The following is a 19,559-nucleotide window of genomic DNA, read 5'->3' on the forward strand; positions in this document are numbered from 1 at the left end:
CCCCTAACCTGCCCTTGTGCAAAGCATATCGTTGCTGGACTGGGGGGGAAAGCAACGAATTGCCGGGGCACCGGGCCCGGATTGGAGACGGCGATGAAATACATGACCACCTATGACATGATGGAAACGGCGCGCAACACCAACGCCTGGATGGGGGCGACGGCGCGGGCGATGGCGTCGTATCCGATTTTTGCGCTGTCGATGAACCCGATGCTGCCCTTGATGGCCGCTTGGGGCGAGGTGACAGAGCGCACGTTCGAGCGGATGGTGGCCAAGCCGGATTGGGGCATCCGGTCGATCGTGGGGGCGGATGGCACCGATCATCTGGTCGATGTGAAAACGATCGTCGATCGGCCCTTTGGCAATCTGATCCAGTTTTTCGTGCGCAGGCGGGCGCCGATGAAGCGGCGGGTGCTGCTGGTGGCACCGATGTCGGGGCATTATGCGACGCTTCTGCGGTCCACCGTGCTGTCGCTGCTGCCCGATTGTGATGTGTTCATCACCGATTGGCACAATGCGCGCGACATTCCGGTGAGCGCGGGCAAGTTCGACATCGAGGATTACACGCTGTATCTGGCGGATTTCATGCGCGAACTGGGGTCGGATCTGCATGTGATCGCGGTGTGTCAACCGGTGCCGCTGACGCTTGCCGCGACGGCCTATCTGGCGGCAGAGGACCCGAGCGCGCAGCCGCGCAGCCTGACGCTGATCGGCGGGCCGGTGGACCCGGATGCCGCCGCGACCGAGGTGACGGATTTTGGCCGCCGGGTGACGATGGGGCAGCTGGAGCAGTTCGCGATTCAGCGGGTGGGGTTCAAGTGCAAAGGCGCGGGGCGGCTGGTCTATCCGGGGCTGTTGCAGTTGCAGAGCTTTATTTCGATGAATGCCGAGCGTCACGCCAAGGCCTTCAGCGAGCAGATCCTGCGGGTGGCGCGCGGGGAAGCATCAGACCATGACGCGCACAACCGGTTTTACGATGAATATCTGGCCGTGATGGACATGACGGCGGAGTTTTACCTTTCCACCGTGGAGCGGATCTTCAAGAACCGTGAGATTGCGCGCAATGCTTTTGTCGTGGCGGGGCGCAAGGTGGATTTCGGCGCGATCACCGATGTGGCGGTGAAGATCGTGGAAGGCGCCAATGACGACATCTCGGCCCCCGGGCAATGTCTGGCGGCGCTGGAGTTGCTGACGAACCTGCCGGAGGCGAAGAAGGCGGCGCATCTGGAGCCGGGCGCCGGGCATTACGGGATTTTCGCGGGCAAATCGTGGCGGCTGAACATCCGGCCGCTGGTGCTGGCGTTTATCGACGCGAATGCCGATGCGCCGCGGACGGCGAAGAAACGGCAGAATGTGGTGACGCTGGCCTCAGCGTAGGATCATCGGACCGGCGAGAAAGCCCTCGATCGCTGCGGTGACGGCCTCGGGGGCTTCGAGCATGGGCAGGTGCCCGGCCTGCGGGATCGGCTTCAGCGCCGACGACGGCATCAGATCGCGCGCGAATTCGTGCCGGCGCAAGGGTAGCAAGGTGTCGGCCAGTCCCGCGAGGAAGAGGGCGGGCACGGTGGCGCGGCGCAGGGTGCGCTGCTGATCGGGGCGGCGCTGAAGGGCGCGGCACTGGCGCAGGTAGACGCCCTCGCCCAGACCCAGCGCCATATCCTGCATCAGGGCCAGCACCTCGGGGCGGTCGGGCGTGTCGGCCAAGGCGCTGGCGGGCACATCCTCGGCAATCGCCGCCTTGAGCCGCCCGGCCTGCGCGGCCACCATCCGCGCCTCGCGTTGGGCGGCCTGCTGCGCCGGTTCGGCCAGCGGATCGGTGGCCAGCAAGACGAGCCGCGACACCCGCTCGGGCGCGCGGCGCAGGATATCCAGCGCCACCTCTCCCCCCAGACCGTGACCGATCAGGGCAAAGCGTGGCGGGGCGTGGCGCAGGGCCTCTTCGCTCATCCGCTCGACCGAGTCCTGCACCGGCAGATAGACCTGTGCCGCATGATGGCGCCCCAAGGCCACGATTTGCGGCAGAAAGGCGCGGGCGTCTTGCATCAGACCGGGGATGAACAGCAGCGGCTCGCCCATCACCGACGTCCTGCCAGTTGCGAAGCCCAGATGTTCGAAAAGTGCAACTTTTCGCCACTAATGACACCCGACGCGACAAGAATAATTGCAAGATGACAGGTCATGCCGCCGCCCTGCGAAGCACGTCTTCGACGGACTGCGCGACGAGGGCCAAACAGTCGGGCGTGGAAAAGCGGTGGTCTGCCCCTTTCACCAAGGTCAGCCGCAGATCGGGACTGCTGGCATGATCCATCAGCCGCAGCGCAACCGACGGCGGGACATCCGTATCAGCCGTGCCTTGCAACAGCCTGACCGGGAACGGCAATTCCAGATCCTCCCGCAAGACCAGATGGCTGCGCCCGTCTTCGATCAGGCGGCGGGTGATGATATAGGGTTGCTCGGCATAGTCTGACGGCAGTTCCACCCGCCCTGTCTGCGCCAAGACGTTGCGCTGGTCTTGGGTAAAGCTGGCCCACATGCTGTCTTCGGTAAAATCGGGGGCAGCAGCGATACCGATCAACCCCGCCACCCGATCGGGCCGCGCGCGCGCCACCAGAAGCGCGATCCAGCCCCCCATGGACGAGCCCACCAGAACCTGCGGCCCCGTGGTCAAGGTGGTGATGACGTCCAGCGCATCTGCGAACCAGTCGCCAATGGCACCGTCGAGAAATTCGCCCGATGACTGGCCATGCCCCGAATAATCGAAGCGCAGGAAAGCGCGGCCCTGCTGTGCCGCCCAATCTTGCAAGAACAAGGCCTTGGTGCCGGTCATGTCGGATTTGAACCCGCCCAGAAACACCACGCCCGGCCCCTGCCCCGGCGTCTGGTGATAGGCGATGCGGCGGCCTTGCGCGGTGGTGAGAAGCTGGGGCTGTGTCATGGCATCCTCTGTCGCGGGGCGGTGTCGCCGCCCTTCTACGCGGGCCGTGTTGACTTTGCCAAGCACCCGGCGCAAAACCGCGTCCGATATAACCCGCAACCGGGCGTTTCGTGGGCGCCAAAACGACGAGGAGGCCGATATGGCACAGATCTCACTCACCTTTCCCGATGGCAATGTCCGCCATTATGACGCTGGCGTGACGCCCGCCGAAGTGGCCGCATCGATCGCGCCCAGCCTTGCCAAGGCGGCAATTTCGGCGCAGGTCGATGGCGCGCATTGGGATCTGGCGTGGCCCATCACGGCGGATGCGAAGCTTTCGATCAACACGATGAAGGACGATACCCCGGCGCTGGAGCTGATCCGGCACGATTGCGCGCATATCATGGCGCGCGCGGTGCAAGAGATCTGGCCCGATGTGAAGGTGACCATCGGCCCGGTGCGCGACCACGGCTGGTTCTATGATTTCGACCGCGCCGAGCCCTTTACCCCCGATGATCTGGGCCAGATCGAAGCGAAGATGAAGCAGATCATCAACGCCCGCGACCCTGTTAAAACCGAACTTTGGGATCGGGAACGGGCGCGCAAATACTATGAAGAACGCGGTGAACCTTTCAAAATCGAACTTCTGGACCGGATTCCGGCCGGCGAAGACATTCGCATGTACTGGCATGGCGACTGGCAGGATTTGTGCCGGGGGCCGCATTTGCAGCACACCGGCCAAGTGCCCGCCGATGGCTTCAAGCTGACCCATGTGGCCGGGGCCTATTGGCTTGGGGATTCCACGCGCCCGATGTTGCAGCGCATTTATGGCGTGGCCTTCAAGAACCGCGACGATCTGAAGGCGCATATGACCATGCTGGAGGAGGCCGCGAAGCGCGACCACCGCAAGCTGGGCCGCGAAATGGGCCTGTTCCACATGCAGGAAGAAGCCCCGGGCCAGATTTTCTGGCATCCCAACGGCTGGAGCATCTATGTGGCGCTGCAAGATTACATGCGCCGCCGTCAGCGCGCCGATGGCTATGTCGAGGTGAACACGCCGCAGGTGGTGAACCGCAAGCTGTGGGAAGCCAGCGGGCATTGGGAAAACTATCAGGAAAACATGTTCATCGTGGAGGTGGACGAAGACCACGCCCGCGAGAAAACGGTCAATGCGCTGAAGCCGATGAACTGCCCCTGCCATGTGCAGATTTTCAACGTGGGCCTGAAATCCTACCGCGATTTGCCGATCCGCATGGCGGAATTCGGGTCTTGTGCGCGGTATGAGCCGAGCGGCGCTTTGCATGGCATCATGCGGGTGCGCGGCTTTACGCAAGATGATGCGCATATCTTCTGCACGCTGGCGCAGGTGGAAGAAGAATCGAAGAAATTCATTCAGTTGCTGGCGCGGGTTTATTCGGATCTGGGCTTTGACAAATGGCGGGTGAAGCTTTCCACCCGGCCAGAGAAGCGGGTGGGCAGCGATGAGATCTGGGACAAGATGGAAGCCGCGCTCGCCAATGCCTGCCGCGCTGCGGGCTATGAGTTCGAGCTTTTCCCCGGCGAAGGCGCGTTCTATGCGCCCAAGCTGGAATTCGTGCTGACCGATGCGATTGGCCGTGACTGGCAATGCGGCACCTTGCAGCTGGACCCGAACCTGCCCGAGCGGCTGGATGCGGCCTATGTGGGCGAGGATGGCGCCAAGCACCGGCCCTTTATGCTGCACCGCGCGGTTCTGGGCAGTTTCGAGCGGTTCATCGGCATTCTGATCGAGAACTTTGCCGGCAAGCTGCCCTTGTGGCTGGCCCCGCGTCAGGTGGTGGTGGCGTCGATCGTGTCGGACGCCGACCCGTTCGTTGAAGAAGTGGTCACCGCGCTGACCTTGGCGGGCATCCGGGCAGAGGCCGACATGCGCAACGAAAAGATCAACTACAAGGTGCGTGAGCATTCGGTGGGCAAGGTGCCGGTGATCCTTGCGGTGGGGATGAAGGAAGTCGAAGAGCGCACCGTCTCTGTCCGTCGTCTGGGCGAGACGCAGACGCGCACCGCGAGCCTTGAGGCCATCGTGGCCGAGCTGGTGGCCGAAGCCACGCCGCCCGATCTGCGCTAGGCCCAAGGCGCGGAAGATGCGCAGAAATCAGCCGAAAGGCCGCTGTTTGGCGGCCTTTGCGGTCTGCCGTGCGCGCGCAGACCTGATTTTTCTTGATTTTGCACGAATCTGAGTCATCTTTGGCGCAAGTGATGACAGACTTTCTAACCGCCTCGCAGACCGAAGGCCGGGAAATCTGGCGGCACGGCTTGCGGCAATTCCGCTGCGGGGTGAGTTGAGAGGAGAGACAGGATGCCTACCGGCACTGTAAAATGGTTTAACGCAACCAAGGGTTTCGGCTTTATCGCGCCCGATGGCGGCGGCAAGGATATCTTCGTGCATATCTCGGCGGTGGAGCGTGCGGGCCTGCAAGGGCTGAACGACAATCAAAAGATTTCCTATGAACTGCAGTCGGGCCGTGATGGGCGCGAGTCGGCGGGCGATCTGCGCTTGCTGTAAGCGGATAGAATGGAAGGAAAGCGGCCCGCAATTGCGGGCCGTTTTCTTTTGGGCCTAGCGCAGAAGCGCGTCGGTGGTGGCTTGGTCCCACCCTAGATACCACGTGCCATCCGCGTGGATCACCGGGCGCTTCATCACCGTCGGTTGGCTGCGGATCTGGGCGTCGGCCTCGGAGGCTTTCAGAAAATCGCTGAAACCGCGATAAGTGGTCGAGGATTTGTTGATGATGCGGTCGCCGAATTCGGTGACGAGCGTGTCGATCTCGGCCTCGGTCAGCGGGTCTTTGCGGATGTCGCGGAAGGTGACGGACTGGCCTGCGGCCTCGAGCGCCTTGAGGGCTTTCTTGCAGGTGTCGCAGGTGGAGATGCCGTACAGGATCATGGAAGCCTCATGTGGAGTGGGTGATGGCGCGGGTGTAGCGCGAGGCGGGGCCGGAAGACAGCCCCACCCCTGCCCCGGATCAGCCATAGATCATCCGGGTGATGGTGACCCCGGCCCAAGCGGAGAGCGCGGTGAGCGTGGCGCCCCATGTGGTGTCGGTGACGACCATGGACCAGTGCCAGTCGCGCATGATGGCATAGCTGGTGAATTCATAGGTGCCATAGGCCATGGCGCCGATGAGCGCCGCCGGAAGGATCAGGGGCGCGCCTTCGCGCAAGGCCGGCAGGCTGACCAGATAGACCAGACCCGCGACATAGGCGGCGTAGAACAGGCCCGCGGGCGCATAGCGGATGGGTTCGGCCATCAGCGGGCCGATGTGGCGGGTGAACAGGGGTTTCATCACAAGGCTGAGCATGACCGCATCGACGATCAGGAACACCAGCGCCGTGGAAATATAGAGGGTGAAAATTTGCATCGAAAGCACTCCTTTCCTGTCATGGTAGAGCCCGGCGGCAAAAGGTCACGCGCGAATGCGGATCAGCTGAGCCCGTAGCGGCGCATCTTGTCGTTCAGAGTGCGGCGCGGCAGGCCCAGTTTCTCGGCCACGCGCAGGGTGTTGTCGCGGTGGCGATCCAGGGCGGCGGCGATTTCACGCGCCTCGAAGGCCGCGACGCGTTCGGCCAGCGTGCCTTCGGGCAGACCGGCATCTTCGGCCGGAGACAGCGCGAACAGGCCCAAGGCATGCGCCTCGGCGGCGGCCTTCAACTCGCGCATATTGCCGGGCCATGCGCGGCGTTTGAGGTGCTGGGTGAGCGCGAAGGGCAGCGCTGGATCGGGGCGGCCATAGCGGCGGGCCGCCCGTTGCGCGTAATGGGCGAAGATCAGCGGAATATCTTCCCCCGCTTCGCGCAAGGGCGGCGTGCGCAAGGTGGCCCCGGCAAGGCGATAGTAGAGATCGGCCCGAAAGCCGGGGGCATTGCGCAGGTCGGCCTTGCTGGTGGCGATCACACGCAGATCCACCGGGCGCAGACCGTTTTCGCCCAAGCGCTCGACGCTCCGGTCTTGCAGCGCCCGCAAAAGCTTGGCCTGAACCGGGGGCGGCATCGATTCCACCTCGTCCAGCATCAGCGTGCCGCCCTGCGCCGCTTCCAGCTTGCCCGCGCGCGCCTCGGCCGCCCCGGGAAAGGCCCCGGCGGCATGGCCAAAGAGGATCAGATCGGCCATGGCCTCGGGCAAGGCCGCGCAGTTGATGGCCACAAACGGCCCATGCGCCCTTGCGCCCCCCGCGTGGAGCGCGCGCGCGGCGAGTTCCTTGCCGGTGCCGGTTTCGCCGGTGATGACCACATCAACCTCCAAGGGCGCGAGTGCCGCGATGCGGTCGCGCAAGCCGGACAAGGCCCGGCTTTGGCCCAGAAGCGTTTCCTCGGCCCGTTCGGCCAGCACCTGTTGCAGCCGCCCCACCTCGGCCCGTGTGGCGCGCGCGGCCAATGCGCGGGCGACCACCGCGATCAGATGCGCGGCGTCATAGGGTTTTTCCAGAAAATCATCGGCCCCGGCGCGGATCGCCTGCACCGCATGACCGATGTCGCCGTGGCCGGTGAGCAGGATCACTGGCAGATCCAGCGGCAGCGCGCGGATGGCGCGCAAGAGGCCAAGCCCATCCATGCCGGGCATCCGCAGATCGCTGAGGATCAGGTCGGGGGGATCGGTCAAGGCGGCAAGGGCGGCGGCGGCGCTGGAAAATGCCGTGGCGTCATGCCCCGCCGCCTGCATCAGATCACACAGTGCGCCCGCATGATCGGCGTCATCTTCCACCACAAATAGCCGCGCGGTCATTCGGCAGCCTCGCGCGCGGTGGTGGCCCGGGGGAGCGTGACGGTGACGGTGGTGCCCGCCGCGGGGGTTGAGGCGATGGCCAGATCACCGCCGAATTCCGACAGGATCGCCTTGGAGATGGCGAGGCCGAGGCCAAGGCCTTCGCCACTGGTTTTGGTGGAAAAGAATGGCTCGGTCACGCGGGGCAGCACATCGGGCGCGATGCCGGGGCCCGTGTCCGCGACCGTCAGGATGGCATGGGGGCCGTGCGCGGCAAGGGTGACGGTGACAGCGGCGCCAGCTTGGCCTTCGACCGCATCGAGCGCGTTGAGGATCAGGTTCACCGCCACCTGCTCCATCCGCACCGCACCCGCCAGCACCGGAACCGATGCGGCGGTGAAGGCCGGGATCACCCCCACAGCGCGGGCGCGCGGGGTGACAAGTTCAAGCGCCGAAGCGACGACCGGGGCAAGATCAATCAGGGTGAGATCCCCGGTCTCTTTGCGGCCAAAGCTTTTCAAATGCTTGGTGGTGCGCTGCATCCGGCGGATCAGGCCGCGCGCAGTGGCAAGGCGGGGCGCGGTGCGGGCATCGGAAGGGGGCAGACCGATTTCAGCGGCGGCAAGGGTTGCCTCCATGGCGGCAAGGGGCTGGCTGATTTCATGCACGATGGCGGTGGACATGCGGCCAAGCGCGGCCATTTTCTCGGCATGGATGAGGTGTTCTTGCGCGGCACGCAGATCAGCTTCGGCTTGGGCGCGGGCCTCGACCTCACGCGCGAGGTCGGCGGTGCGGGTGGCCACCATGGTTTCGAGCCGCTCGGATTGCGACAGGCGCAGCGCGACAAGCTGGCGGCGCTGTTCCCAGCTTTTGAGCGCGCTGGCGGCGGCCAGTGCCAGAAGGGCGGCGATCAGCGCCCAGCCAGAGGCGAAGCCGGTGACATCGCCCGAGGGGCTGGCCGCGATCAGCCGCCAGCCGGTGCGGTCCACGCCGGTGAGCCGGGCGATCCAGCCGTCGCCGGTGGCATCCGCGCCCAGCGGCGCGCGCGGCAGCAGCGGGGCGGCGGCGGCGAGATCGACGCCGTCATAGGTGCGGGTGGCGGTCAGGCTTTGCAACGTTTCGGGGGCCAGCGGCGCCAGCGGGCGGTAGAGCCAATCTTCGCGCCCCGACAGGAAGATGACGCCATCGGCATCGGCCAGCGCCATCTGCGCGCCCGCGCTGCGCCATGTCGCCTGCAAGGGCCGCAGGTCGAGTTTCACCACCAAGACCCCGGTCTGATTGCCCGAGGTGACGCGGGTGGACAGGAAATAGCCCGGCACCCCGGTGGTGACGCCGATGGCATAGAATTGCCCGCGCCCGGTTTCCATGGCTTGGGTAAAATAAGGGCGGAAGTTGTAGTATTCCCCCACAAAGCTGCTGGGGCGGTTCCAGTTCGAGGCGGCGATGGCTTGGCCTTGGGCGTTGATGAGGAACAGATCCGCGGCGCCGCCATGGGCCGAGATGGTTTCCAGATAGCGGTTGGCGGCATCGAGTGCGCGCGGGTCGATCAGGGCGGCGCGGATGCGGGCATCTTCGCCCGCCACATCGGGAAGCGCGCGGAAGCGGTCAATCTCGGCCTCGACCGCGCGGGCGGTGAGCAGCAGCGAGCGGTCGAGGGTTTCGTGCAGGCTGGCATTGGCCCACCGCTCGGCCAAGAGCCAGGCAAGCGCGGCGGCGACCAGCGCGGCGAGGACGGGGGCCATCAGGCTGCGGTGCCGCCCGGCCCGTGCGCGCAGGCCCCGGCCCGGCGCCGGGGGCGCAGAAGGCAGAGCATGGGGAGCGCGAGGGGTCATCCGGCGGGCCTTGGGGTTGGGGTGGGAGGAGTGTGCCCCTCGGTGCGGGACAAGGAAAGCAGTTTTGGGGAAAGCAGTTTTGGGGAAAGCGGTTTTGGGGGAAGCGGTTTCAGGGGCTGTCGCAGGGCGCAAGGCGGATGGGGCGGCCCGGCGTGTCGCCAAGCGTGTGGCAGGTGGTGCCGTCGCACAGCCGCCAGCCTGCCCCGGTGCTGCCCGAGGCGGCGAGGGAGAGCTCGGGCACCTCAATGTCTGGCGACCAGACCCAGCCGCCGTTGTCCGCCACCGCGCCCTCGCCCGGCTCCATCCCGGCGCCGTTGCCCGTGATGCGGGCTTGGGCGAGGTACAGGCTGTGGGGGCGGATCTCCCACGTCTCCACCCATTCGGTTTTCTCGACCGAATGGGTCCAGTGCAAAGTGAAGCCGGGGGCCGCGAGCGCGAGCGCCACGGCCCCGGCCATCAGGCAGGTCATGCTGCGGCCCGGCGGCGGAGGATCAGGTGCTGGGCCACGAAGGCCAGCACCAGCGCAAAGCCGATGGCATCGGTCGCGGGCATTGCCACGACCAGCGCGCCTGCGGCGACCATTGCCAATGCGCGCTGCCACAGCGCCAGCGGCGCGCCCAGCCAGCCGATCACCGCGACACCCCAGAGCCCGATGGCCAAGGCAGTCTTGCCCACGATGTAGAGGACCGCCGGGATGAAGCCGATGGCTTCGGACAAGGGACCGCCGGTTTGCAGCATCAGGGCGGGGGTATAGACCGCCATGAAGGGGATCACGAAACCGGCGGCGGCGATTTTCACCGCGTTCAGGCTGATGGTGAGCCCGCGTTCCTTGGCGATGGGGGCGGCGGCAAAGCAGGCAAGCGCCACGGGCGGGGTAAGATCCGCCAGAATGCCGAAGTAGAACACGAACATATGGCTGACGATCAGCGGCACCCCGAGTTCCAGCAGCGCAGGCCCCGCGATGGAGGAGGTGATGATGTAGTTCGGAATGGTGGGAATGCCCATCCCCAGCACGATACAGGTGATCATGGTCAGCACAAGGCTGAGGAACAGGCTGTTTTCCCCCACGCCCACGATGAACTGGCCAAAGGTGTTGGCGGCGCCCGTCAGCGTCATGGTGCCGATGATGATGCCCACCAGCGCGCAGGCGATGCCGACGGGCAGCGCGGTTTTCGCGCCATCGGCCAGCGCGTCGCGGCAGATGATCAGCGTCTCGCGCCCGCCTTTGGAGAGGGCATTCACCGCGATCAGCGCGGCGACCACGCTTGCCACCACCCAGATCCCCCATTGCAGGAAGGCCCCGGCGGCAAGGCCCAGCCCGATCCAGAAGATCACCCGGATCGCGCCTTGCGGCAGGCCGAGCGCCACGCTGGCCCCGAGGATGAGCATGAGCGTGAGGCCAAGGCCCACGGTGCCCGCGAACAGCGGCGTGTAGCCCGAGAACAACAGCCAGACCAGCACCGCCAGCGGCAGGATCAGGTGCCAGCCTGCCTTGAGCGCGGCGAGGGGCGAGGGAAGCTCGGCCTTGGAAAGCCCGCGCAGGTTCATCCGGCCCGCTTCCAGATGCACCATCCAGAAGGCGGCGGCGAAGTAAAGGATGGCGGGGATGATGGCGGCGCGGACGACCTCGATATAGGCGACGCCCAGCGTTTCGGCCATGATGAAGGCCACGGCCCCCATCACGGGCGGCATGATCTGCCCGCCCATGCTCGCCGTGGCCTCGACCCCACCCGCGAAGGCGGGGCGGTAGCCAAAGCGTTTCATCAAGGGAATGGTGAACTGGCCGGTGGTGACGACATTGGCGACACCCGAGCCCGAGATGGTGCCCATCAGCCCCGAAGACAGGACCGACACCTTGGCCGCCCCGCCCATCTTGTGCCCGACAAGGCCAAGCGAGACATCGGTGAAAAGCTTGATCATCCCCGCCTTTTCCAGAAAGGCGCCAAAGAGGATGAAGAGGAAGATGAAGGTCGAGGAGACATAGGTCGGAATGCCGTAGATGCCTTCGGTGCCATAGGCCATATGCTCGACCACTTGCGCGAAATCATAGCCGCGATGGTTCAGCGGGCTGGGCAGATACTGACCCCAGAGGCAATAGGCAAGGAAGGTGCCCGCGATGATCGGCAGCGCCGCCCCCATCATGGCCCAAGCCGCGCCAAAGACAGTGGCCAGCGCAATGACGCCCACGACAATATCCAGCGGCAGCGGATCGCCCGCGCGCATCAGAAGCGGCACATATTCCGCCCATTGGTAATAGGCGACCGCGACCGACAGCGCCGCGAGCCCCCAAGCCAGCGCCCGCACCACGGGCCCTGCCCCGCGCATCAGCGCCAGCAGTGGAAAGCCCAGAAGCAGGAGGAAGCCCACATGGAAAGCGCGGGTGATCTGGCTTGCGAAATCCACCAGATGCGCCGCCGTCAGGATCTGGAACACCGAAAATGCGATGGCGATGTAGAACAGCGCGCGGCCTTCCCAGCCGGGCGGAAAGCCTGCGGCCAAGGGATCATGCGGATTGTGCGCCTCTACCACGGCGTCGGCCTTGTCTTTGGTCATCTTGCCCCTCCCTGAGCGATGCGGGCGGGCCTGAGGTGGCCCGCCCTTTCCCGTTCCTGTGCCCGTCTTGCGCGGGTTACTGGATCAGCCCAGCCTCGCGGTAATAGCGCTCGGCGCCCGGGTGCAGCGGCACCGGCATGCCATCCAGCGCGGTGTCGAGCGAGATGGCGGTGGCGGCCTGATGGGCGGCTGCCAGCGTGGGCAGGTTTTCAAACAGGAGTTTGGTCATCTGATAGGCGGTTTCGTCATCCACGCCTTCATGTGTCAGGAAAAAATTGCCCACGGCGAGGGTGGGAATGTCTTCGGTCTGGCCTTCATAGGTGCCGGCCGGAATGGTGGCGGCTAGGTAGGGCGCGCCGAGCGTTTCCGCCACTTCTGCCGGAACCGAGACGATGGTGGTGGGCACCGAGGTGGCCAGATCCTTGAGCGAGGAGACGCCAAGCCCCGCCGATTGCAGCGTGGCATCCAGCTGGCGATTCTTCATCAGCTCGACCGATTCCGCGAAAGGCAGGTATTCGGTCTTGCTCAGATCGGCATAGCTCATGTCCAGCGCTTCAAGAATAGCGCGGGCATTGAGTTCGGTGCCCGATTTCGCCGCCCCCACCGAGATCGACTTGCCGCGCAGGTCGGCCACCGTGGTGACCCCGCTGTCGGCGCTGGCGGCGATCTGGATGTAGTTCGGATAGGCGGCGGCAATGCCGCGCAGCTTGGTCAGCGGCGCGTTGAAGCCCGCTTCGGCATCGCCTTCCCAAGCCAGTTTCACGGAATCGCCCAAGGCGATGGCGAATTCGCCTTTGCCCTGTTGCAGCAGGTTCAGGTTTTCCACGCTGGCCTTGGTGGCCTGCACTTGGGTGCGCGCGCCTTCGATGCCATCGGCATAGATTTTCGACAGGCCGACGCCGATCGGGTAATACACCCCCGATGTGCCACCGGTCAGGATGTTGATGAATTGTTCGGCCTGTGCCGACATCGGCACCACGGTCAGCGCCGTGCAGGCGACAAGCGCGCGGAATCCGCGCGTCAGGTGAATGGTCATGTGATCCTCCTTAGATGCGATGGCAGACGGTGCCTGCCCCTCCTCACCCCGGCTCCTCAGCGGGATGCGGCAGTCTGACCTGTCAGAGGGCAGGCTGGAAAGGGGGGCAAAGGCCGGGCGGCGCAGGTTCGTGGCAAGGGATCGCCCGGTCGGAGGCGAAAATCCGCCACGCGCGCCGATGGGAACCCGGGCCGGGCTTGCAGGCTTTATCTGGGCAGGTGGCGGCATTTCCCTAAGGTGCTGGCGCGCGCCTGTGCCAAGGTGGCACGGCGGCCCCCAGATCAGGGCGCGCCTGCGACGCAAGAGGAATCGCCTGCGATGACCAAGACCAAATGAGCGACTTCGCTGTGGCAAGCTGGAACATTCGGGCCGGGCTGGGGCGGGATTTCCGTCGCCTGCCCGCGCGCACGGTGGCGGCGATCGTGGGCTTTGATGCGGATGTGGTGCTGTTGCAAGAGGCCGATTTTCGGCTGCATCCGCGCCCGGCCGCCCTGCCCCGCATCCAAGGCCGGATCGGACCGTTCGAGGTGGTGGACCTGACCGAAAACGCGGTGGGTCTGGGCTGGCACGGGATTGCCATGCTCAAGCGGCCGGGGGTTGAGGTCGAGGCGATTGCGCTGCACGACCTGCCCGCGCTGGAGCCGCGCGGGGTGGTGATCGTGGATCTGCGGGTGCGCGGGCTTGCCGTGCGGGTGGTGGGCGTGCATCTGGGGCTGCTGCGGCGCAACCGGCGCCAGCAGATCGGCTTTATCAGCGCAAGGCTGGCGGAGTTGGCGCCCAAGCCCACGGTGATTGCGGGCGATTACAACGAATGGCGTGAGCGCCAAGGGCTGGAGGCCTTGCCCAAGGGGATGTCGGTGCACAGCCCGGGGCCAACCTTTCCGGCGGGGCGGCCGTTTCTGAACCTTGACCGGCTGGCGTTCAGCCGTGATCTTGAACTGGTGGAGAGCCGGGTGATCGCGGGGCCAGAGGCGATCATGGCCTCGGATCATCGGCCGGTGCTGGGGCGGTTTCGCCCGGTCGCCGGAGCGGAGGGGCGGTGATGGCGATTGTGCAGGGCGTGGTGGCGGCACTGGCGCTGGTGGCGGCGCTGCTGCTGCTGGCGCGGCTGATCTTTCGGGTCAGGCTGCCCGAGGACCGTCGGCAGAGCACGGCGCTGCCCGCCGCGCAAGCCGGCGCGCTGGCGGTGGCCTTTGCCGCACCGGCGGGGACAGACCCGGCGCTGACAGGGGTGCGCCCGTTGCCAAGCGGGGTGGATGCCTTTGCGGCGCGGCTGGCGCTGGCCGATGCGGCGGTGTCTTCGCTCGATGTGCAGTATTACATCTGGTATGCTGATCTGACCGGGTATTTGCTGCTGGACGCGTTGCACAGGGCGGCGGACCGCGGCGTGCGGGTGCGGCTTTTGCTGGATGACAATGGCACCGCCGGGCTGGACCGCGAACTGGCGGCGCTGGATGCCCACCCCAATGCCGAGGTGCGGCTTTACAACCCTTTTCCGCTGCGCAAGGCCAAGCCGCTGTGCTATGCCTTTGATTTCTTTCGCCTGAACCGTCGGATGCACAACAAATCCTTCACGGTGGACGGGGTGGTAACGCTGATGGGCGGGCGCAATGTGGGCGACCGCTATTTCGAGACCTGCCCCGAAGCGCTGTTCATCGATATGGATGTGCTGGCCGCAGGCGCGCTGGTGCCGCAGGTCTCGGCGGATTTTGACCGCTACTGGGCCAGCCGCTCTGCCTTTCCGGTGGCATCGGTGGTGGCCAAGGCCGATGGCCGCGATCCGATCGGCACGGCACTGGCGCATCACAAAAGCCTGCCCACTTATGCGGAATTCTGCGCGGTGGTCGCGGCCTCTGCGGTGGCAGAAGAGATTGCAACGGCCACACTGTCGCTGGAATGGACGCAGGTGGTGCTGATAAGTGATGATCCGATCAAGGGGCTGCGCAAGGTCCCGCGTGAAGATCTGCTGGCAACACGGCTGCGCCGCGCGGTGGGGCAGATCGAAGAGCGGCTGGATCTGGTCTCGCCCTATCTGGTGCCCGGGCGCGCGGGTGTGCGCGCCTTTGCCCTGCTGATCGCCAAGGGCGTGCGGGTGCGGGCGCTGACCAATGCGATTGACGCCACCGATGTGGTGGCAGTGCATGCGGGCTATGCGAAGCGGCGGCGCGCGCTGTTGCGCGCCGGGATGCAACTGTTCGAGCTGCATCCCCGCGCCGATTCGCATCCGCAGCGCAAAAAGCGCGGGCGCTTCCGCCGGGCCAAGGCCAGCCTGCATGCCAAGACCTTTGCGGTGGATGGGGCGCGGGTCTTTGTGGGGTCGTTCAACTTTGATCCGCGCTCGACCTCGCTGAACACCGAAATGGGCGTGCTGATCGAAAGCCCGCGCATGGCCCATGCCTTGCACGCCACCTTTGACCATGGCTTGGGAGGGCTGGCTTGGACGGTGGCGTTGAAAGGCCGCCGCAAGATCTGGATCGACACCGGAAGCGGCCATGTTCGCACACGCGAACCGGGACTGACGACGCCACGGCGGATCCTGGTGGCGGTGGTGGGCTGGCTGCCGGTGGAATGGCTGATGTAACCGGCGCTTGAGCGGGAGGCCGGTGAGGGCGCAAGGTCTCGAGTAAGCGCGTCTTTGAACCGCATAGCGTCTCAGCCCGTTGCAGAATCCTCGGATCAGGCCCTTTTGGCTTGTTGCCGCCGGGAGTCTGCATGGCGCAGGCTTTGCAAAGCCGATGATGCGGCAGCGCACGCTCTGCTTGCGGACAGACCACAGGATGACGCGGCAGAAGCCGCCCGACCCACGGACCCCCGCCTCATCCCGAGGCAGTGATCTGAGGTGCAGCCATCCCCGACACCAAGCGCCGCGTCCAGAGCCGCCGCCCGAGGAAGACCACAGTCGGCCGCCGAAGGAACTGTCTGATCTACCGGAAACAATGGAGAAGGCAGTGGCGATCGCAGGCGAACAGCGCGAAACATATGAGAAACAAGCGTTTGCCAGACGGTCTTCCAACCTTCTGCCCTTAACGAAATCTGATGGGTGGGTGGTGGGTTCCAACTCGTTTCAGGCAGGAAGAGGTCGCTCCGAGGCACGGCGCGCGGAGGAATTGTGCCCGCAGGCGCATGGAACGCGGAGGGCGTGCTGGCCATGCATGCAGCACGGATACGGAACGCGCGGCGATGCTGGAAGCGATCAGACCCTCACCACCCTCATGATGGCGTGTTCGGCTGCCCCTCGAAAAATCGGGGGCAGCAACTTGATCAGCCGCGGCCGATGTCATTGAGGACGGTGTGGCCGCGATCTGCCATGCAGCGGTCGATGATCCGGCGAGGACCGCCTTGCGCCAGCTCGGTGTCGGTTGCGGCGGCCCCTGCGCCCGCGCCATAGGCGGCACCGGCAGCGGCCGTGCTGCTGTCACCAACGGCCGCGCCTGCGATCGCGCCGAGAAGGATGCCGGCCATCATTTTCTGCGCCATCTCTTTTTCTTGGCGTTGCTTGTAGGCTGCCTCGGCGCTCAGCCCAACATTCCGGCAGGCGGCAAGGTCACGCTCAAATTTCGCGGGGGACGACTTTGCGGGATCAACAACCGGGCGATATTCCGTCAGTGGCTCTTGAACACAGCCAGCGAGCGCCGAGATGAATACGAATGTGAAAAGGCGTTTCAAAAGGATCTCCTCATTTCCAGAAGATCACCCTTGTTTAACGGTTGTGTCATTCAAAAGGAAAAGTCAGGGCAGAAAGTGACTGACCTATAAGGGCAGAAATGTCTGCCAAACCGTGTCGCGACGATCCCGGCACGGCTGCACAGCCCGGCATCCTCCAGCTTTGCGCCATGCTCGCCACCTTCGCCACCCTGCCCGACGGCCAGAGCAAGCACCACAAGCGGCTGCGCGCGCAGATCAAAGCTTTGGCCGCACCCACCCCATCACCCGGCGCCAAGCCTTGACGCGGCCAGCCACAGCCAAGAGCAGATGGCGCTTCTGAAACTGAAACCGCGCGTCATATGGGGCGAAACGGGGCGCTTGGTGTGGCTCAGTTTCGACAGAACAAGCACGCCTCGATCACCGACAGCAGCGCTGGCCGTCGGATCGGCTTTGCAAGGTGACTGTCAAAACCGCAGTCCAGATAGCGCGCCACTTGGCTTGGAATGGCGTTGGCCGTGACGGCAATCGACGGCACCGGATTCAGACCCTGCGCCCGTTCCATTCGTTTGATTTCGGCCAAGGCTTCCAAGCCGTCCATCCGCGGCATGGTGATGTCGAGCAAAAGCATGTCAAAAGGCTTGCCATTCCGAAGGGACTGCTCGTAAGCCTCAACCGCTTGCTTGCCATCTGCGCAGAGTGTCAATTTCACATTCGTTTCTTTCAGCATCGCTGACAGGACAAGCCGGTTTGTCTCATTGTCATCCGCGATCAGAATGCGACGATCATTCAGGAAGAGCGTGTTGGGCGCAGCCTGAAGAACCGGCGCGGGCTCGATTTCATCCGATGTTTCCGGCATCGGGAGTGTGACCCTGACATGGGTTCCCTGACCGGGGTGGCTGTCGATCGAGATTTGCCCCCCCATCAGCAGCACAAGTTCGCGCACGATTGACAGTCCGAGGCCGGTTCCTCCGAAACGCCGGGTCATCGACCCATCCGCTTGCTCAAAACTGTTGAAGGCCCGCGAAAGTTCTTCTTCGGTCATTCCGACGCCGGTATCCTTGACATCAATCGTCAGGGGATGCCCTCGGGGGCCAGACACGACCACCGTCACCTCGCCCGTCGCCGTGAACTTGATCGCGTTGCTGAGAAGGTTGTTGAGAATCTGCGTCAAGCGGAACGGGTCGCCATGCCGCTTTTGTGGGACGCCGATCTTGGTGAGCACCGACAGATGCAGGCCCTTTTCTTCCGCAGATACGGTGTGAAGGGCTTCGATCGGCGCCAGAACATCCGACAGGGTGAATGGCACATCCTCGATGGTGAGCTTGCCCGCCTCGATCTTTGACATGTCGAGGATCGAGTTCAAGACCGACAGGAGGGTCTCCCCCGACTGTCGGATGATCCCTGCCATACGCTTTTTGGAAGGCTGGTTCAGGGTGTTTTCAAGGATTTCCGCCATACCGAGCACACCGTTGAGCGGCGTGCGGATCTCATGGCTCATGTTCGCAAGGAAGGTAGACTTGGCGCGACTGACGTCATTGGCTTTGTGCAGCGCTTCTTCAAGCTGCAATGTGGCAGCATATTCATCCGTGATGTCCTGCGCCGATAACACGACAGCCGACCCTTGGTAATCCCCGGCGAGGGGAGACGCATTCACCGACAAGACCCGGCGGCTGCCATCCGGCCAATGGATGACGTGGCAGTAATCCCGCACTGGCTTTTGTTCGCGCAACGCCACTGCGAAGGGCAATTCGTCCTCTGGGATTTCTTGCCCGTCTAGGCTTTCCACCCGCCAACGCGCATCATTGAAACGACAATTGACAAGTTCCCGCGCTGACAGTCCCAAAACTTTGCAAGAGGCGTCATTCGCAAGTCGGATCTGACCGGTTCCATCCATCGACAGAACACCGACCGGGACGGTTTGCAGGACCGAAGCGAGCCAATCCCGCTCTAGCCGCATCTGCTCGCGCAGGGTGTTCATTTCCCCAAGCAGCACGCGTGACTTGATCTGTTGGCTGATCGCCTGCGCAAGTCTGGTCAGAGTGTCCAAGTCGCCCTTTGTCCACTCGCGGGGCACACTGTCGATCGCGCAGAAAGATCCAATCGGCGTGCCATCTGCCACATAGATAGGGGTTCCAAGATAGGCGATGACACCGAGCGCAGTGATGGCTGGATTGTTCTTGACCCTGTCATCCGTCCGCGCGTCTGACACGCGCATCGGCGCGTTGCTCTCTGCCACGATGCGGCAAAAGGAATGGCTCAGGGGTGTCTGACGCGTCTCGGACCAAGGAAGGGCAAGCCCGCACTGGCTTTTGAAGAACTGCCGATCCCCATCATAGTCGATGATCGAAATAATCGCGACCGGCACATTCATTAGCCGCGAGACCAGCACAGTGAAGTTGTCAAATTCCGCTTCAGACAGTGTGTCGAGCAGTGCACGCGCGTGCAAGTGTGTTCCGGTGGAAGCGGAAAGCATCTGTGCGCCCCCGTGTTCTATACAGGCTCGCGGCCAAGCACCGCGCTGCTGTCATGGGCAAGGCAATCGCTGGAAGCGCCGTTGTGCTCGGCTGATGTGACGTCACGCTTGAGATTTAAGTACAAGTGCAGCGGGATGATCTCTGCTGCCACTGACGTTTGCGCAGCTTGCCTTTGCAGCTCTGGCGCGATGCGTGCCATGGAGCGGCTCAGTGTGCGGCTCACACTCTCCAGACCCTCTTTTTCCGCATAATCGATGATATCAATCAGGTTGCTTATAATCCAAGCGTGTTTGCTCACGATTTTCCCCAATATGTCAAAGGAATCTTATGAAAATCGCTACGTCAACATATCTGTGTCTAAGCA

General features: G+C 64.3%; 18 protein-coding genes. 7 read left to right on the plus strand and 11 right to left on the minus strand.

Annotated elements, in window-relative coordinates; genetic code table 11:
- Positions 1 to 93: 93 nt before the first annotated feature.
- Entirely contained in the window at positions 94 to 1,377 is a 1,284-nt protein-coding gene (phaZ, locus tag CUR21_RS09840; protein WP_100196873.1) for a polyhydroxyalkanoate depolymerase, read from the plus strand.
- Here the strand turns inward: phaZ and CUR21_RS09845 are convergent.
- Together CUR21_RS09845 and CUR21_RS09850 are read right to left on the minus strand one after the other, a co-directional pair.
- The gene (locus tag CUR21_RS09845) at positions 1,369 to 2,076 is read right to left on the minus strand and encodes an alpha/beta fold hydrolase (RefSeq protein WP_100196874.1); all 708 of its coding nucleotides are present in this window, start codon (positions 2,074 to 2,076) and stop codon (positions 1,369 to 1,371) included. The two genes, phaZ and CUR21_RS09845, sit on opposite strands and share 9 nt — an antisense overlap.
- Before the next feature lie 100 nt (positions 2,077 to 2,176).
- The gene (locus CUR21_RS09850) at positions 2,177 to 2,935 is read right to left on the minus strand and encodes a carboxylesterase (protein ID WP_100196875.1); all 759 of its coding nucleotides are present in this window, start codon (positions 2,933 to 2,935) and stop codon (positions 2,177 to 2,179) included.
- A gap of 139 nt (positions 2,936 to 3,074) precedes the next feature.
- Here CUR21_RS09850 and thrS point away from each other — a divergent pair, with 139 nt between their 5' ends.
- Complete coding sequence (gene thrS, locus CUR21_RS09855; RefSeq protein ID WP_100196876.1) at positions 3,075 to 5,021, plus strand: threonine--tRNA ligase; 1,947 nt, start codon at positions 3,075 to 3,077, stop codon at positions 5,019 to 5,021.
- A gap of 231 nt (positions 5,022 to 5,252) precedes the next feature.
- On the plus strand, positions 5,253 to 5,459 hold the full coding sequence (locus tag CUR21_RS09860) for a cold-shock protein (RefSeq protein WP_100196877.1): 207 nt from the start codon (positions 5,253 to 5,255) through the stop codon (positions 5,457 to 5,459).
- A gap of 54 nt (positions 5,460 to 5,513) precedes the next feature.
- Here the strand turns inward: CUR21_RS09860 and CUR21_RS09865 are convergent, their stop codons facing one another.
- The 7 genes from CUR21_RS09865 to CUR21_RS09895 all read right to left on the minus strand — a co-directional run bounded on the left by CUR21_RS09865 (position 5,514) and on the right by CUR21_RS09895 (position 13,076).
- Positions 5,514 to 5,840, minus strand: coding sequence for an arsenate reductase family protein (locus CUR21_RS09865; protein WP_100196878.1), 327 nt, complete (start codon positions 5,838 to 5,840; stop codon positions 5,514 to 5,516).
- Between the two features lie 79 nt (positions 5,841 to 5,919).
- Positions 5,920 to 6,315, minus strand: a complete 396-nt coding sequence (locus CUR21_RS09870; protein WP_100196879.1) for a DUF2177 family protein — start codon at positions 6,313 to 6,315, stop codon at positions 5,920 to 5,922.
- 62 nt (positions 6,316 to 6,377) lie between these two features.
- Positions 6,378 to 7,676 carry a sigma-54 dependent transcriptional regulator gene (locus CUR21_RS09875; RefSeq protein ID WP_100196880.1) on the minus strand — a complete coding sequence of 433 codons (1,299 nt, stop codon included), beginning with the start codon at positions 7,674 to 7,676 and terminating at the stop codon, positions 6,378 to 6,380.
- Positions 7,673 to 9,487, minus strand: coding sequence for an ATP-binding protein (locus tag CUR21_RS09880; protein ID WP_100196881.1), 1,815 nt, complete (start codon positions 9,485 to 9,487; stop codon positions 7,673 to 7,675). Before CUR21_RS09880 ends, CUR21_RS09875 begins: the two co-directional genes overlap by 4 nt.
- Before the next feature lie 109 nt (positions 9,488 to 9,596).
- Positions 9,597 to 9,956: a DUF1850 domain-containing protein gene (locus CUR21_RS09885; protein WP_100196882.1), complete on the minus strand. Its 360-nt coding sequence runs from the start codon at positions 9,954 to 9,956 to the stop codon at positions 9,597 to 9,599.
- A complete protein-coding gene (locus tag CUR21_RS09890) occupies positions 9,953 to 12,040 on the minus strand; it encodes a TRAP transporter permease (RefSeq protein ID WP_100196883.1) in 2,088 nt (695 codons plus the stop codon). Before CUR21_RS09890 ends, CUR21_RS09885 begins: the two co-directional genes overlap by 4 nt.
- Positions 12,041 to 12,116: 76 nt before the next feature.
- A complete protein-coding gene (locus tag CUR21_RS09895; protein ID WP_100196884.1) occupies positions 12,117 to 13,076 on the minus strand; it encodes a TAXI family TRAP transporter solute-binding subunit in 960 nt (319 codons plus the stop codon).
- 332 nt (positions 13,077 to 13,408) lie between these two features.
- Here CUR21_RS09895 and CUR21_RS09900 point away from each other — a divergent pair, with 332 nt between their 5' ends.
- From CUR21_RS09900 to CUR21_RS09915, 4 genes are all read left to right on the plus strand, one after another.
- Positions 13,409 to 14,119: an endonuclease/exonuclease/phosphatase family protein gene (locus tag CUR21_RS09900; RefSeq protein ID WP_100196885.1), complete on the plus strand. Its 711-nt coding sequence runs from the start codon at positions 13,409 to 13,411 to the stop codon at positions 14,117 to 14,119.
- The gene (locus CUR21_RS09905) at positions 14,119 to 15,657 is read left to right on the plus strand and encodes a phospholipase D family protein (RefSeq protein ID WP_100196886.1); all 1,539 of its coding nucleotides are present in this window, start codon (positions 14,119 to 14,121) and stop codon (positions 15,655 to 15,657) included. The genes CUR21_RS09900 and CUR21_RS09905 overlap by 1 nt, the downstream gene beginning before the upstream one ends.
- 710 nt (positions 15,658 to 16,367) lie before the next feature.
- Entirely contained in the window at positions 16,368 to 16,832 is a 465-nt protein-coding gene (locus tag CUR21_RS18600; protein WP_157791975.1) for a hypothetical protein, read from the plus strand.
- An 8-nt stretch (positions 16,833 to 16,840) separates the two neighbouring features.
- On the plus strand, positions 16,841 to 17,023 hold the full coding sequence (locus CUR21_RS09915; RefSeq protein ID WP_100196888.1) for a hypothetical protein: 183 nt from the start codon (positions 16,841 to 16,843) through the stop codon (positions 17,021 to 17,023).
- An 86-nt stretch (positions 17,024 to 17,109) separates the two neighbouring features.
- On the opposite strand, the gene CUR21_RS09920 is transcribed toward CUR21_RS09915, so the two are convergent.
- Both CUR21_RS09920 and CUR21_RS09925 read right to left on the minus strand, forming a co-directional pair.
- On the minus strand, positions 17,110 to 19,194 hold the full coding sequence (locus CUR21_RS09920; protein WP_100196889.1) for a GAF domain-containing hybrid sensor histidine kinase/response regulator: 2,085 nt from the start codon (positions 19,192 to 19,194) through the stop codon (positions 17,110 to 17,112).
- A gap of 17 nt (positions 19,195 to 19,211) precedes the next feature.
- The gene (locus tag CUR21_RS09925; protein ID WP_157791976.1) at positions 19,212 to 19,493 is read right to left on the minus strand and encodes a hypothetical protein; all 282 of its coding nucleotides are present in this window, start codon (positions 19,491 to 19,493) and stop codon (positions 19,212 to 19,214) included.
- Positions 19,494 to 19,559: the final 66 nt, after the last annotated feature.

It is taken from the genome of Pseudorhodobacter sp. MZDSW-24AT, from assembly GCF_002794355.1.
Taxonomy (GTDB): domain Bacteria; phylum Pseudomonadota; class Alphaproteobacteria; order Rhodobacterales; family Rhodobacteraceae; genus Pseudotabrizicola.

What these genes read in the sequence shown, in the direction of transcription:
- CUR21_RS09865 (WP_100196878.1), bottom strand. Translation starts at nt 5,840, where the DNA reads ATGATCCTGTACGGCATCTCCACCTGCGACACCTGCAAGAAAGCCCTC.
- CUR21_RS09875 (WP_100196880.1), bottom strand. Translation starts at nt 7,676, where the DNA reads ATGACCGCGCGGCTATTTGTGGTGGAAGATGACGCCGATCATGCGGGC.
- CUR21_RS09880 (WP_100196881.1), bottom strand. Translation starts at nt 9,487, where the DNA reads ATGACCCCTCGCGCTCCCCATGCTCTGCCTTCTGCGCCCCCGGCGCCG.
- CUR21_RS09845 (WP_100196874.1), bottom strand. Translation starts at nt 2,076, where the DNA reads ATGGGCGAGCCGCTGCTGTTCATCCCCGGTCTGATGCAAGACGCCCGC.
- phaZ (WP_100196873.1), top strand. Translation starts at nt 94, where the DNA reads ATGAAATACATGACCACCTATGACATGATGGAAACGGCGCGCAACACC.
- CUR21_RS09920 (WP_100196889.1), bottom strand. Translation starts at nt 19,194, where the DNA reads ATGCTTTCCGCTTCCACCGGAACACACTTGCACGCGCGTGCACTGCTC.
- CUR21_RS09905 (WP_100196886.1), top strand. Translation starts at nt 14,119, where the DNA reads ATGGCGATTGTGCAGGGCGTGGTGGCGGCACTGGCGCTGGTGGCGGCG.
- CUR21_RS09900 (WP_100196885.1), top strand. Translation starts at nt 13,409, where the DNA reads ATGAGCGACTTCGCTGTGGCAAGCTGGAACATTCGGGCCGGGCTGGGG.
- CUR21_RS09890 (WP_100196883.1), bottom strand. Translation starts at nt 12,040, where the DNA reads ATGACCAAAGACAAGGCCGACGCCGTGGTAGAGGCGCACAATCCGCAT.
- CUR21_RS09850 (WP_100196875.1), bottom strand. Translation starts at nt 2,935, where the DNA reads ATGACACAGCCCCAGCTTCTCACCACCGCGCAAGGCCGCCGCATCGCC.
- CUR21_RS09915 (WP_100196888.1), top strand. Translation starts at nt 16,841, where the DNA reads ATGTCTGCCAAACCGTGTCGCGACGATCCCGGCACGGCTGCACAGCCC.
- thrS (WP_100196876.1), top strand. Translation starts at nt 3,075, where the DNA reads ATGGCACAGATCTCACTCACCTTTCCCGATGGCAATGTCCGCCATTAT.
- CUR21_RS09885 (WP_100196882.1), bottom strand. Translation starts at nt 9,956, where the DNA reads ATGACCTGCCTGATGGCCGGGGCCGTGGCGCTCGCGCTCGCGGCCCCC.
- CUR21_RS09895 (WP_100196884.1), bottom strand. Translation starts at nt 13,076, where the DNA reads ATGACCATTCACCTGACGCGCGGATTCCGCGCGCTTGTCGCCTGCACG.
- CUR21_RS09860 (WP_100196877.1), top strand. Translation starts at nt 5,253, where the DNA reads ATGCCTACCGGCACTGTAAAATGGTTTAACGCAACCAAGGGTTTCGGC.
- CUR21_RS09870 (WP_100196879.1), bottom strand. Translation starts at nt 6,315, where the DNA reads ATGCAAATTTTCACCCTCTATATTTCCACGGCGCTGGTGTTCCTGATC.